We start from the raw sequence: 12,558 nt of genomic DNA, 5'->3' as shown, positions 1-12,558 counted from the left end.
TCACCTTCCGCCCCGGAGAGGGCCCCGCGCGGCGGACGTGCTTCGTTGCCTGCTAGCGGCTGGTCCACCACACCTTGAACTGGCTCCAGGAGATCTTCCCCGTGCGGTCCGTGTCGACGATGTCGACGGCGATCTCCAGCTCCTCGTCCGTGACGTTCTGCCCGAGCGCTTCCAGCAGCCGCGCGAACTCGGTGCGCTCAATCGAGCCGGTGCGGTTGCGGTCGTAGCGCTGGAAGATGTCGAGCAGCTCGTTGCCGGAGCTGGTCAGCTCGTCCACCGCCGCGTGGACGGGCGCCAGGGGCTGGATGCCGGCGGATGAGGTCTCCACCTCCTCGACGAAGGGCGAGCCCGTGGCGGGGCGCTCGTCCCAGGCAACCGAGGTGACCTCGACGGACGGCGACGCGGGCGCCTTCCGGGAGACCGCGCGCCGGGGCGATGGGGACGTCGAGGTCCTGCCTCCGCTCGAGGGCACGGACGTCGTCGTCTTCGCGGCACTCGTGCGCGCCGTGCCCTTCTTCGCGGCGCTCTTTCGAGTCGCGATCTTCTTCGCGGCACTCGTGCGCGCCGTGCCCTTCTTCGCGGCGCTCTTTCGAGTCGCGCTCTTCTTCGCCGCGCTCTTGCGAGCCGCGCCCTTCTTCGCGGCACTCGTGCGAGTCGCGCTCTTCTTGGCGGGAGCCTTCCGTGTCGCGCTCTTGCGAGTCGCGGCCTTCTTCGGGGTGGAGGCGCGCCGGGATGACTTCTTCGCAGCACTGGTCTTGCGTTTCTTCGTCGCCATGGGTGACTCCTCCTGGGCGGCGCGCATCGTAGCGCTCTCCCGGTGCGGGTCGGCAGCCCCCTGCGTGCAGGTAAGCCCCAGCCTGCCCTCCCCTCCCGACGGCCCGTTCCGCCTGGCCCGCATGCCCGGCCTCCGGAATCTGGAGGGCTCCGCGGGGTTGTTGCCCCTGCCCTCTCTCCGAGCGACCGGCGTGCCACCAGGTCGCTCGGCACCCAGGCCGCTCCTGCTCAGAACGGGCTGCCGGAGAGGCCTCGAGGACAAGGTCCGACATGACCCACCCGCTCTGGCGTCCCCTTGATACCCTGGAACCCTGGCAGACAAACTGTTAGCAGGCCGAGCGTCGGCCCTCCTGACTGCTCGCGGCGACAACGCGGTAGAAAGAGGGCCCCGCCAGATGTTCACATGCCACCGCGCGCTGCGAGTAGGGCCGCACCGCGCGCGTTTCGAGACACCCGCCCGAGCCCCATCAGGACTTCCGCCTCTGAATGAATGACTCGCTAGAGACCCTCCTCGCCGACGGAATCATCGAGGCCGTCATCGGCCAGTTGAAGACCGGTAAGGAAGCGGAGGTGTGGCTGGTTCAGCACTCCGGGCAGGTGGTCGCAGCCAAGTTGTACAAGCAGCGCCACGAGCGGAACTTCCGCAACAACGTGGGCTATCGGGAAGGGCGCGAGGTGCGCAACTCCCGGACGCGCCGCGCCATGGAGAAGGGCAGCCGCTTCGGGCAGGCCGCTTCCGAGGAGGCATGGAAGAGCGCCGAGGCCGACTCGCTCTACAAGTTGCACGCCCAGGGCGTGCGCGTGCCGACGCCGGTGATGTTCTACGAGGGCATCCTGCTGATGGAGCTGGTGCTCGACGCGCAGGGACAACCCGCGCCCCGGCTGGTGGAGGCTCCTCCGGCGACGCCCGAGGAAGCGCAGGCGATGTACGTGGACCTGCGGGCCCAGGTGGTCAGCATGCTGTGCGCCGACCTCATCCATGGGGACCTGTCGCCCTACAACATCCTGATGGGCTACCTGGGGCCCACCATCATCGACTTTCCGCAGACCATCGCCGCCGCGCGCAACAACCGCGCGGAGTTCTACTTCCGGCGCGACCTGGACAACGTGCGCGAGTTCCTCGCGGGCATCGCGCCCTGGTTGCACGGCGCCGGGGGCGACACGAGCGAAATCTGGAGCGCGTACACGCGGCGTGAGCTCACGCCCTCGTTCGTTCCCTCCGGCAGCTTCCGCGAGGGGCCGCGTCGCAATGGTGGCGCGGGCCGGGGAGCGAGCCGCCCCGTCCATGCGCAGCCGGTGGAAGCGCCCCCAGAGGCGCCCATGACGCCCGAGGAGGCCGAAGAGGCGGAGCTGCGCGCGCTGGAGGCATTGGTGCTCCGGCAGGGTGGTGGTGAGCGGAGCAAGCCTCCCGCGGCCCCAGCGCCGCGAGGCGGACGCCGCGGGCCCGGTCGATCGCCGCCGCGTTCCGGAGGCAATCGCCCGAATGCTCCCGCGTCGGCGCCGCGAACGGGTGGCGCTGGCGATCAGCGAAATGCCGCGCGCCCGCCGCAGGGTGGTCAGCACTCAGGTGGACCGCGCTCGGCGCCCGCTGAGCAACGCAATGGGAGTTCACGCGCGCCTCAGGTCGAGCAGCGCAATGGGAGCACTCGCGCGCCTCAGGTCGAACAGCGCAATGGGAGCCCTCGCTCGCCTCAGGTCGAGCAGCGCAATGGGAGCCCCCGCTCGCCTCAGGTCGAACAGCGCAACGGGAGCCCGCGCTCCGTGCCGGGTGAACAGCGCAACAGCAGCCCTCGCTCGGCTCAGGTCGAACAGCACAACGGGAGCCCGCGCGCTCTCCAGTTCGAGCAGCGCAACGGAAGCCCACGCTCGCCGCAGGTTGAACAGCGCAACGGAAGCCCCCGCTCCGCGCCGGATGAGCAGCGCAACGGAAGCCCCCGCTCGCCTCAGGTTGAACAGCGCAACGGAAGCCCCCGCTCCGCGCCGGATGAGCAGCGCAACGGGAGCCCGCGCTCCGCGCCGGGTGAGCAGCGCAACGGAAGCACGTTATCGCCTCAGGTCGAGCAGCGCCGCGGAAACACGCGCTCCGCGCCGGGTGAGCAGCGCAACGGAAGCACGTTATCGCCTCAGGACGAGCAGCGCCACGGAAGCACGCGCTCCGCGCCGGGTGAGCAGCGCAGCGGAAGCACGCTCTCGCCTCAGGACGAGCAGCGCAGCGGTGGTCCGCGAGGCGCGAGTGATCCGCGCAACGGCGGTCCCCGTGACGCTCAAGGAGAGCCCCGCAACGGTCGGGCGGCTCGCGCGTCGGGGGACTCACGCAGCGGAACCCCGCGTGCCTCGGACGAGTCGCGCAACGCAGAACCTCGCTTCTCGGATGACTCGCGCAACGGGAACACTCGGGCTTCGGACGCTCCGCGCGGCGGCCACCCTCGTGCCTCGGACGAGTCGCGCAATGGCGGCTCTCGCGGCTCGGCGGAATCACGCAACGGAACGCCTCGCGCTTTCGATGGCGAGCAACGGAACGGCAACGGCTCCCGCACCGCGGATGAATCGCGCAACGGCAGCCCGCGCACCCGCTCCAGCGAGCAGCACTCCGCCCCAGGCGAACACCACCGGGCCCCGAGAGAACAGTCCGGAGTGGACAACACCCGCCCGGCTTCGGGAGAGCAGCGCCGTGGCTCCTCACGTTCCGCGCAGGGCGAGCAGCGCGACGGAGGCCCCCGGTCCACCCAGGGAGACTCACGCAGCGGCCCACGCGCCCCCCAGGGGGACGCCCGCAACGGCACGCCTCGTGAGCAATCCTCCGCGCCAAACGGCCGTCACGGCAACGAGGTCCAGGCTGGCGCCGAAAGCCCCTTCCCCGAGTCGCGGCAGCGACCTGCCCGGAACGAGCAGCGAGGTGGCAATCGGGGCAACGGCAGGGCCTCACTGCCTGTCGTGGAGGCCCGCCCCGAGACGAACGCACCTGATGCCAATCCCGGCGGCAACACGCTGCGAGAGCCTCGGCAGAATGGGCCCGGCCCCCGGCAGCAACGCTCCGCTCCGAACCGGGGCGGCGGCTCCCGTGCTCCTCGCGGCGGTCCCCAGGTGAGCTACGTCGCTCGCAACAACAACCCTTCGGACTCGGGCCCGACGGAAACGGGTTCCTGACCACCCCGTAGGACCCAGGCCCGGTGAGCACTTCACGTCACCGGGCCCGTCTCCACTCCTGCGATACAGAGCAGCACCCGCTCACCCGACGCGAACGACCACCTTCCCGAAGTGGGCGCCGCTCTTGAGGTGATGGAACGCCGCCACCGCCTCGTCGAAGGCGAAGACGCGGTCCACCACGGGACGGACCGAGTGCTGCGAGAAGGCACGCACCAGCGCCTCGAAGCCCTGGCGATGCCCCACCAGGATTCCCTGCACGCGAAGGTTCTGCATCAGGATGGACGTCAGCGGCACGGCGCCCGAGCCACCGCTCAGCACGCCGATGACGGACACCGTGCCCCCGGGCCGCACCGCGCGCAGTGACTTCTCGAACGTCCCGGCCCCACCCACCTCCACGACGTGGTCCACGCCCGCGTTCCCGGTGAGCGCCCGCGCCGCCTTGTCCCAGTCCGGCGTCGTCACGTAGTTGATGAGGTCGTGCGCTCCCAGCGCGCGCGCTCGCTCCAACTTGTCGTCGCGACTGGAAGTGATGATGACGCGCGCGCCCAGCAGCTTCGCTATCTGCAGCGCGAAGATGGAGACGCCGCCGGTGCCCTGGAGCAACACCACGTCTCCTGCCTTCAACGCGCCATAGGTCACCAGCGCGCTCCACGCCGTGAGCGCCGCGCACGGCAGCGTCGCCGCCTCCTCGTCCGACAGGTACGCGGGCGTGAGCATCACCCCGTCCTCGTGCAGCACCATCGTGTCGCCCAGCGCGCCGTCCAGCGGCCCCCCTAGCGTGTGCTGCTGCGCCGTGCGCGTCGGCTCACCCGCGGGCCACGCCTGCGAGAACAGGCCCATCACCCGGTCTCCCGCCTTCACGCGCGTGACACCCTGCCCCACCGCGTCCACCACACCCGCGCCGTCCGAGTTGGGAATCAGCGGCAGCTTCTGCCTCGGGTTGTAGCGACCTTCCACCATCATCAGGTCGCGGTAGTTGAGGCTCGTCGCCTTCACCCGCACCCGCACCTGGAACGGGCCCGGCTCGGGGTCCGGCCGCTCGCCCAGCACCAGCTTGTCCAACCCGAATCCGCCTCGAATTTCATAGGCCCGCATGGGTCGGGTTCTACCGCGCCCACGCCCCAGAGTGGGAGTCGCGCTCGCACACGGAGGGCGCCTACACTCCCCGCCTCATCGTGCACGCCCTCCTCCTCATCTGCGCACTGCTCGCCTCCGCGCCCGGCCCTCGCTTCCCCCAGGGCACCGCGCGCATGGAGGTTGGCCCCGCGCCGCACGGGCTCCCCGACTGGAGCGTCCAGCGCTGCGCGGAGTGCCACGCCCCCCAGGTCGAGGCCTGGAAGCGCAGCGGCCACGCCACCGCGCGCACGGACGACGTCTTCCAGGTCGCCATCACCGAGGACCGGCCCGCCTGGTGTGTCCAGTGTCACGCCCCGCTCGCGCGGAACCTCGAGCGCGGCGCGCTTCCCACGGGCAGCCCTCCCGAGGAGCACGGCGTCACCTGCGCGGGCTGTCACGCCCCCCTCGGTGACGCGAAGGCCGCCCCCGCGATGCCCTGCGCGGGCTGTCACCAGTTCGGCTTCCCGGTGCTCCAGGGCGATGGCCAGCGCGTCCGGCTTTCCGACACCCAGTGGCAACAGGACACCGTGGGCGAATGGACCCGGTGGCGCAAACAGACGGGGGACACGCGCCACTGCACGAACTGCCACATGCCTCGCGGCGACCACGGACTGGGCGGCACCCGTCGCACGGAGTCCCTCAAGGCCGCGCTCGTCGTGGAGGCGGTGGACGGCGCGCTCCTGCTCTCCACGCGCGATGTGGGCCACGCCTTCCCCTCCGGTGACGTCATGCGCTGGGTCAGCGTGGAGGTCTCGGACCAACCCCTCTTCGAGTCCTCGCGCACCGTGGCCACGCTGGGCCGTCGAATCGAAGTGCGCTCCTGGCCACCGGAGCCGCTACCGCACCTGGGCGCCGTCGAGGACACCCGGCTGGTTCCGGGCCCGCCTCGCCGCATCCGCATGCCCGCGGGCGCGCGTTATGCCCGCGTCGTCTACCACCTGGTGTCCCGAGAGCAGGAAGACTCGGGACTCTATCCCCCGGGGCTCTCACAGCTGGTGCTGTGGGCCGCGCCCCTTCCCTCGACCCGCACACCCCTGGAGCGCAAGCCATGATTCTCCTGTCGCTCATCCTCGCCGCCGCGCCGCCGGTCCTCCTGGAGCCCGACGCGGGCACCGCCCACCGCCTGCATCCCCGCCGCGTGACGGCGTCCTCCTTCCTGGAGAACGGCTGGAACAAACACGCCCAGAACTACCTCCCCCTCTACGTCGCCGACGATGACCCGGCCACCGCCTGGGTGGAGGGCGCCAAGGGACGCGGCGAGGGCGAGGCCATCGAGTGGTGGGGCCCGGAGCTGACGCGCGCGAAGTCCTTCCGCGTCTTCCTGCGCAATGGCTACCAGAAGACGGACAAGCTCTACCGGGCCAACGCCCGTCCCAAGGGTGTGAAGCTGGAGCCGCTCGTCCAGGGCGAGACGGGGCCGCAGACGACGGGCACCGCCGTGGAGGTGGAGCTGAAGGACGTGCTCGGCTGGCAGGAAATCCCCCTGCCCGTGCCCGGCAAGGTCCAGGGCGTGCGGCTCACCCTCGTGTCCACCTATCCCGGCGCGTCGTACGACGACACCTGCCTGAGCGACCTGCGCGTCTACGTGGAGGGCGAGGACCCCTACAAGGCGGAGATGGAGACGGCCGCCTTCGAACAGGTGCGCGCCTACGCGTACGAGCGGAAGATGGCCGCCGCGCGCAACGACACGCAGGCGAAGCTGGAGTGGGCGCCTCGCTACAAGACCGAGGACCTCTTCATCCAGAAGAACACCGAGAAGCAGCAGGAGGTCTTCTACCAGACGGAGCGCACCCCCACGAAGTGGCTGGCCCAGGTGAAGGTGAAGGACTCCTACAAGGCGGAGTTGGCTCGCGCGAAGGCCGCGGCGGCGCTGTTCGACCGCGCCAGCCTGAACCTGGACGGCGACAAGTCCGAGGCCCGCTCGAAGTGGGTTCGCGTGAGGCCCGCGCTGCTGCGCCCGCAGAAGGCCGCCGCCAGTTCAGCGCTGTCCTCCATGGATGACCCTGGACTCGTGCGGGTCGCCGGCCTGCTGCACCTGGCGGACGCGTCCTTCTTCGAGTCCGACGCCACCCAGGCCCAGATGCGCGCGAAGATCGCCAGCACCCACAAGGCCGAGTCCCGCGCGCTCGCCGCCTGCGTCAAGCAGTGTGAAGCGGACCGCAAGGGCCGGACGCTCTCCGAGCCCGAGGAGATCTGCGGCTGCGATGAACAGTGCATGGGCTGCATGGGTGACCGGGAGCCCGAGCTGAGCACCCGGAGCGAGCAGCTCAAGCACCAGCTCACCGGTGGCGAGTACGTCCAGGGCTCGCTCGCCCAGCCCACCGCGTTCCTGCGCGGCCTCAGCGAGGAGAACGGCAGCCGCGAGTCGTGGATCTCCTTCCGCCAGACGCTCGTCACCTACTCGGGCGAGAAGGCCGACACGGTGCTCGTCTTCGGAAACCGGAACGCGGAGGATGGCGGAGAGCCCGTCTTCGTGCACGTGCTCGACTGGAGCGAGTCCGGGGGCAAGGCGAAGCTGAGCGCCATCACCACCTTCATCATCGGCCTCGAATCGGTGCGCGTGCTTCGCTACCGGCCCGCCACCAACGCCTGAGCCTCCAGTCGCGCCACGGCCTGCCGGGGGGTGAGGATGACGAAGGGCATCCCCTGTCGGTCCGACATCGACAACACGCGCTTGTCCTTGCTCACCAGCCACGCGGCCCCCGCCCGGGCGGCCAGGAGGAGGAACTTCTGGTCGTCGCGGTCCTTGCAACGAGGCAGCTCCAGCGAAGGCCCTGACGCGTCCGGCGGGAGCACCTTCACGCGAGCCCGGTAGCGTTCCAGGGCCGTCCTCCGGCCCTCCAGGTCTCGCCCCGGCAGGAAGTGGCGCGACGCCAACACGAAGCCCAGCTCCGCCAGCGTCGCGTCCTCCGCCCACGCCTCCAGCGCGCCCGCCTCCAGCGCCGTCTGGAGCACGCGCAGCGCGGGGTCCTCGAAGACGTACAGGTCCAGGACGACGTTGGTGTCGAGCACCACGGGGAGCGGAGGCGTCAATGGGGACATTCGGGTTCCTGGAGGCTGCGGTATGCTTGCCCGGCACTGTGTGAGGGGTGGATGGAACTACAGCTTTTGAAGTGTCCTGGCTGCGGCGCGAAGCTTCCACCCCCGTCCTCACCGAATGGCATCCTCACCTGCGACTACTGCGGTGCCATGGTGTCCGCGAAGGGCGCGGCTGTCTGGCCCAAGCCCGCTCGCCCCGCGGACGACCCTCCCTTCGCTCCGGACCGACCCCGCGTCACGGTGGCGAACACGCGCTACGTGCTGCTCGGGCGCCTGGGCCGAGGCGACGGCAGTGACGTGTTCCTCGCGCGCCGCGACTCCCGCATCACCGAACTGGTGGTGCTCAAGGTGGCCCGCGCGCTCGACGACAAGGACTTGCTCGCCCGCGAGTACGAGGTGCTGGAGGACCTGCAGCGCACCGACGCCCAGGGCGCCGAGTACTTCACCCGCCTGCTCCCCCAGCCCGTGGCGCGAGGCACCGCGAAGGACCCGGAGGGCATCGCTCGCGCGGCGCTGGTGTACCGGTGGACGAGTGGCTTCCAGCACACCTTCTCGGAGGCGCGTGAGGTGTACTCCGATGGCGTCGACCCACGCGCCGCGGTCTGGATGTGGAAGCGCGCGCTGGAGCTGCTGGGCTTCGTGCATCGCGCGGGCTACGTCCACGGCGCGGTGCTCCCGCCCCACCTGCTCCTCCACCCCAGGGACCACGGGCTGATGCTGGTTGGCTGGTCCAGCGCCGTGCGGCACCGCTCGTTCCAGTCCCTGCCCTCCACCAGCGCCTCGCACCGGGACTTCTATCCCGACGCGCTGTGGAATGGAGGCGTGCCCACTCCGGAGACGGACGTGGCGATGTGCGCGCGCTCCATCACCTGGGTCCTCGGTGGAGACCCGGCGACGGGCGCGGTGCCGTCCCGCGTGCCAGCGCCCCTGGCGGAGCTGCTGCGCGCGCAGCATTCGGGGCGGAGTGGCCTGGACGTCGATGCGTGGAGCGTGAAGGAGCAGGTCTCCGCCGCCGCGCAGGAGGCCTTCGGTCCGCCGAGTTACGTTCCCTTCACCCTGCCTGGGTGGCGTTGAGCGCGGCCTGGCCGTGCGAGGAAGGAGAGTCGAGCCATGGGTTACGGGAGCTACAGCCACGCGGCACATGCGGCATTCACACGGGCCCGTGAGGAGATACCCGTGCAGCGCGTCTTCCGACAGGAGCGCTGTCACCCGCTGATGGACCCGCACGGCGTGAAGTGGCGGGAGAGTCGCGACAGCGAGGCGCATTCCAAGTCCCTGGGCATCGTCTTCGCCCTCGACGTCACGGGCTCCATGGGCTCCATCCCGGAGCTGCTCGCCCGGCGCCGTCTGCCTGATTTCATGAAGTCCCTGATGGACGTGGGCATCCCGGACCCTCAGGTCCTCTTCATGGCGGTGGGCGACGCGAACAGCGACCACGCTCCGCTCCAGGTGGGCCAGTTCGAGTCCTCCGAGCGGCAGATGGACCAGTGGCTGACGTCCAGCTACCTGGAAGGCGGCGGCGGAACGCCCGGCACCGAGTCCTATGAGCTGGGCATGTACTTCGCCGCGCGCCACACGGACCTGGACTGCTGGCGCAAGCGCAAGCACCGGGGCTACTTCTTCATGACGGGCGACGAGCGCCCCTACGGGTACGTCTCCCGCAAGCAGGTGAGGTCCCTCATCGGCGACACGCTCGACGAGGACCTGCCCGTGCGACAGGTGGTGGAGGAGCTCCAGGTCGGCTTCGAGCCGTTCTTCCTCATCCCGGACCTGGCCCGACGCCGCAACTGCGAGCGAGACTGGCGGGAGCTGCTCGGAGACCGCGTCATCTGCATGGAGGACCCCACCGACACAGTGGATGTGGCGGCCAGTCTCGTGGGCCTGTGCGAGGGCGCAATCCCAGACCTGGACGCGCTGGCCCGACATCTGGAGAAAGGCGGACTGGAGCGACCCCGACGCGGCGCCGTCATCCGCGCGCTCACGTCCTTCGCCGCGACGCTGGGGCGCGATGGCACGCCACAGCCTCGCCTGGAGGATGAGCCGCTGCCCACCAACGACGCCAACTCCGGCCACCGCCGCATCCCTCGCGACGAGCGATGAAGGCGCCCCGCGCGGCCCACGTCGTCGTCGACCTCGGCTTCGGCGACGCGGGCAAGGGCACGCTCACGGACTGGCTGGTGCGGCGCCACGGCGCCCAACTGGTCGTGCGCTTCAACGGAGGCGCCCAGGCGGGCCACAACGTCGTCACCGATGACGGAAGGCACCACACCTTCTCCCAGCTCGGCGCGGGCACGTTTGTCCCTGGCGTGGCCACGCACCTGGCGCACTCCACCGTCTTCCATCCGCTGGCCCTCCACGTGGAAGCGCAGTACCTCACGGAGCGCGGTGTCCCGGACGCCCTGTCGCGCGTGACGGTGAGCGAGCGCGCCCGCGTCATCACCCCGTTCCATCAAGCGGCCGGACGGCTGCGCGAGTTGGGCCGGGGCGCGCGGAGGCATGGCACCTGCGGCGTGGGCGTGGGCGAGACGATGCGCGATGCGCTCGCGCATCCGGAGGCCGCCGTCCTCGCCGGAGACTTGTGTCGACCCGACGTCCTCACCAGGAAGGCCCGCGCCGCGCAGGAGCGACTTCGCGCGGAGCTGGCCGAGGTGCGACGCGCCGCCATGGGCCATCCCGACTCCGCGCCCGAGCTGGGACTGCTGGAGGACTCCGACATCCCCTCGCGCTGGGTGGAGGCCGTGCGCGTCATCCATCCCGAGCAGCGCGTGGTGGGCGATGGCTGGCTCGGCCCCCGGCTGCGCGAGGGCCACACTGTCTTCGAGGGCGCGCAGGGCGTCCTGCTGGATGAGTGGCGCGGCTTCCATCCGCACACCACCTGGAGCACCTGCACCTTCGAGCCGGCCCTGGCCCTGCTGCGCGAGCAGGGCTTCGACGGGGACGTGCATCGACTCGGCGTGATTCGCGCCTACGCCACACGCCACGGCGAGGGCCCCTTGCCCACCGAGGAAGCATCGCTCGCGGCCTTGGTGCCCGAGCCGCACAACACCGCCGACGGCTGGCAGGGCGGCTTCCGCGTGGGCGGGTTCGACGCGGTCCTCGGACGCTATGCGCTCCAGGTCTGCGGCGGTGTGGACTCGCTCGCGGTGACGCATGTGGACAGGCTTGGCCCGCACTGGCCCGTGTGCTCCGCGTACCACGCACCTCCCGGCACCGCGGAAGACGAGGCGCTCGTGGTGCGCGACGAGGCCGGGCGCGTCACGGCGCTGCGTCCCGGCGCGGCCCAGGACCTCGCATGGCAGGCACGACTCACCGGGGCGCTCGCCCGCTGCACACCCGAGCGGACGACGCTGTCGCTGGGAGAGAGCGCCGACACCCGGACGCAGCGCTTCGTCACCTGGGTGGAGGCGACCCTGGGCGTGCGCGTCTCCGTGACGTCACAGGGCCCCAGGGCCCGGGACAAGCGCTCCCGGGGCTGACGACGACAGGGCCTCCGGGCTAGCGTCCGGGCACATCGCGAGGTGCATTCGCGGTGTCTCCACCGAGGGGGTCTTTCAGTCATGGGTTACGGGAGCTACAGCCACAAGGCGCATGAGGCGATGACGCGGGCTCGCAGCGAGCTGCCGCCTCAGGAAGTGTTCAAGCAGCGCGCCTGCCATCCCCAGATGGACCCCTTGGGGGTGAAGTTCCGCGAGAGCCGCGACAGCGCGGCCCACCCGAACTCGCTCGCCGTCGTCATGGCGCTCGACGTGACGGGCTCCATGGGCAACATCCCCGAGAGCCTCGCGCGCCAGACGTTCCCCTCGTTCATGAAGGACCTGATGGAGGCGGGCATCCCCGACCCGCAGGTGCTCTTCATGGCGGTGGGTGACGCGTTCTTCGACCGCGCCCCGCTCCAGGTCGGCCAGTTCGAGTCCTCCGAGAATCAGTTGGACCAGTGGCTCACCTGGATGTTCCTGGAGCGCGGCGGTGGCTCGAACCCCGGCGAGTCGTACGAGCTGGGCATGTACTTCGCCGCCGAGCACACCGCGATGGACTGCTTCGAGAAGCGCGGGAAGAAGGGCTACTTCTTCATGACGGGCGACGAGCCGGCCTTGGAGAACGTGTCCCTGACCCAGGTGAAGTCCCTCATCGGAGACACGCTCGACAAGGACATGCCCATCTTCCAGGCCGTCGAGCGGCTGGAGCGGACGTTCCACCCGTTCTTCCTCATCCCGGACCAGCGGCGGAGGGGCTACTGCGAGGACTTCTGGCGCATCGTCATGGGCGACAGGGTCATCTGCATGGATGACGCGGTGGACACCTGCGACGTGGCCGCCGCGCTGGTGGCCCTCACCGAGCGCGCCGTCCCCCACCTCGACGCCATCGCCAAGCGCCTTCGGGACTCCGGCAAGCCCCCCGAGCGGGTGAAGGGCATCCTGCGGGCGCTGGAGCCCTGGGCCCAGAAGCTGCGAGCCACGACGTAGGACAGTGTCGGTCGAGGCT

10 protein-coding genes are annotated in these 12,558 nt (G+C 70.5%); 7 read left to right on the top strand and 3 right to left on the bottom strand.

What is annotated here, in order from left to right; genetic code table 11:
• Positions 1-52: 52 nt before the first annotated feature.
• Positions 53-775 (bottom strand): EF-hand domain-containing protein, encoded by a 723-nt coding sequence (locus HUA76_RS19180; protein ID WP_174461715.1) that lies wholly within the window; start codon positions 773-775, stop codon positions 53-55.
• 485 nt (positions 776-1,260) lie between these two features.
• Here HUA76_RS19180 and HUA76_RS19175 point away from each other — a divergent pair, with 485 nt between their 5' ends.
• A complete protein-coding gene (locus HUA76_RS19175; RefSeq protein WP_174461714.1) occupies positions 1,261-3,921 on the top strand; it encodes an RIO1 family regulatory kinase/ATPase in 2,661 nt (886 codons plus the stop codon).
• 81 nt (positions 3,922-4,002) lie between these two features.
• Here HUA76_RS19175 and HUA76_RS19170 read toward each other — a convergent pair whose 3' ends face one another.
• Positions 4,003-5,016, bottom strand: coding sequence for an NAD(P)-dependent alcohol dehydrogenase (locus HUA76_RS19170; RefSeq protein WP_174461713.1), 1,014 nt, complete (start codon positions 5,014-5,016; stop codon positions 4,003-4,005).
• An 80-nt stretch (positions 5,017-5,096) separates the two neighbouring features.
• Here HUA76_RS19170 and HUA76_RS19165 point away from each other — a divergent pair, with 80 nt between their 5' ends.
• Positions 5,097-6,089 (top strand): multiheme c-type cytochrome, encoded by a 993-nt coding sequence (locus tag HUA76_RS19165; protein WP_371817369.1) that lies wholly within the window; start codon positions 5,097-5,099, stop codon positions 6,087-6,089.
• Positions 6,086-7,630, top strand: coding sequence for a hypothetical protein (locus HUA76_RS19160; protein ID WP_141644175.1), 1,545 nt, complete (start codon positions 6,086-6,088; stop codon positions 7,628-7,630). Before HUA76_RS19165 ends, HUA76_RS19160 begins: the two co-directional genes overlap by 4 nt.
• Here HUA76_RS19160 and HUA76_RS19155 read toward each other — a convergent pair.
• Positions 7,606-8,079 (bottom strand): putative toxin-antitoxin system toxin component, PIN family, encoded by a 474-nt coding sequence (locus HUA76_RS19155; protein ID WP_141644174.1) that lies wholly within the window; start codon positions 8,077-8,079, stop codon positions 7,606-7,608. The two genes, HUA76_RS19160 and HUA76_RS19155, sit on opposite strands and share 25 nt — an antisense overlap.
• A 51-nt stretch (positions 8,080-8,130) precedes the next feature.
• Here HUA76_RS19155 and HUA76_RS19150 point away from each other — a divergent pair, with 51 nt between their 5' ends.
• The 4 genes from HUA76_RS19150 (at position 8,131) to HUA76_RS19135 (ending at position 12,539) form a co-directional block, all read left to right on the top strand.
• Complete coding sequence (locus HUA76_RS19150) at positions 8,131-9,150, top strand: hypothetical protein (protein WP_174458414.1); 1,020 nt, start codon at positions 8,131-8,133, stop codon at positions 9,148-9,150.
• A 102-nt stretch (positions 9,151-9,252) separates the two neighbouring features.
• Entirely contained in the window at positions 9,253-10,176 is a 924-nt protein-coding gene (locus tag HUA76_RS45400; RefSeq protein WP_246137306.1) for a VWA domain-containing protein, read from the top strand.
• A complete protein-coding gene (locus tag HUA76_RS19140; RefSeq protein WP_174461712.1) occupies positions 10,173-11,552 on the top strand; it encodes an adenylosuccinate synthetase in 1,380 nt (459 codons plus the stop codon). The genes HUA76_RS45400 and HUA76_RS19140 overlap by 4 nt, the downstream gene beginning before the upstream one ends.
• Positions 11,553-11,633: 81 nt before the next feature.
• Entirely contained in the window at positions 11,634-12,539 is a 906-nt protein-coding gene (locus HUA76_RS19135; protein ID WP_174461711.1) for a VWA domain-containing protein, read from the top strand.
• Positions 12,540-12,558 lie beyond the last annotated feature (19 nt).

The organism is Myxococcus sp. CA056 (assembly GCF_013336715.1).
GTDB lineage: Bacteria > Myxococcota > Myxococcia > Myxococcales > Myxococcaceae > Myxococcus > Myxococcus llanfairpwllgwyngyllgogerychwyrndrobwllllantysiliogogogochensis.
The sequence above is the reverse complement of the archived record's forward strand: the minus strand, read 5'-3'. Positions and strand labels throughout refer to the sequence as shown.

What these genes read in the sequence shown, in the direction of transcription:
- HUA76_RS19155 (WP_141644174.1), bottom strand. Translation starts at nt 8,079, where the DNA reads ATGTCCCCATTGACGCCTCCGCTCCCCGTGGTGCTCGACACCAACGTC.
- HUA76_RS19170 (WP_174461713.1), bottom strand. Translation starts at nt 5,016, where the DNA reads ATGCGGGCCTATGAAATTCGAGGCGGATTCGGGTTGGACAAGCTGGTG.
- HUA76_RS19150 (WP_174458414.1), top strand. Translation starts at nt 8,131, where the DNA reads ATGGAACTACAGCTTTTGAAGTGTCCTGGCTGCGGCGCGAAGCTTCCA.
- HUA76_RS19140 (WP_174461712.1), top strand. Translation starts at nt 10,173, where the DNA reads ATGAAGGCGCCCCGCGCGGCCCACGTCGTCGTCGACCTCGGCTTCGGC.
- HUA76_RS19135 (WP_174461711.1), top strand. Translation starts at nt 11,634, where the DNA reads ATGGGTTACGGGAGCTACAGCCACAAGGCGCATGAGGCGATGACGCGG.
- HUA76_RS19175 (WP_174461714.1), top strand. Translation starts at nt 1,261, where the DNA reads ATGAATGACTCGCTAGAGACCCTCCTCGCCGACGGAATCATCGAGGCC.
- HUA76_RS19160 (WP_141644175.1), top strand. Translation starts at nt 6,086, where the DNA reads ATGATTCTCCTGTCGCTCATCCTCGCCGCCGCGCCGCCGGTCCTCCTG.
- HUA76_RS19180 (WP_174461715.1), bottom strand. Translation starts at nt 775, where the DNA reads ATGGCGACGAAGAAACGCAAGACCAGTGCTGCGAAGAAGTCATCCCGG.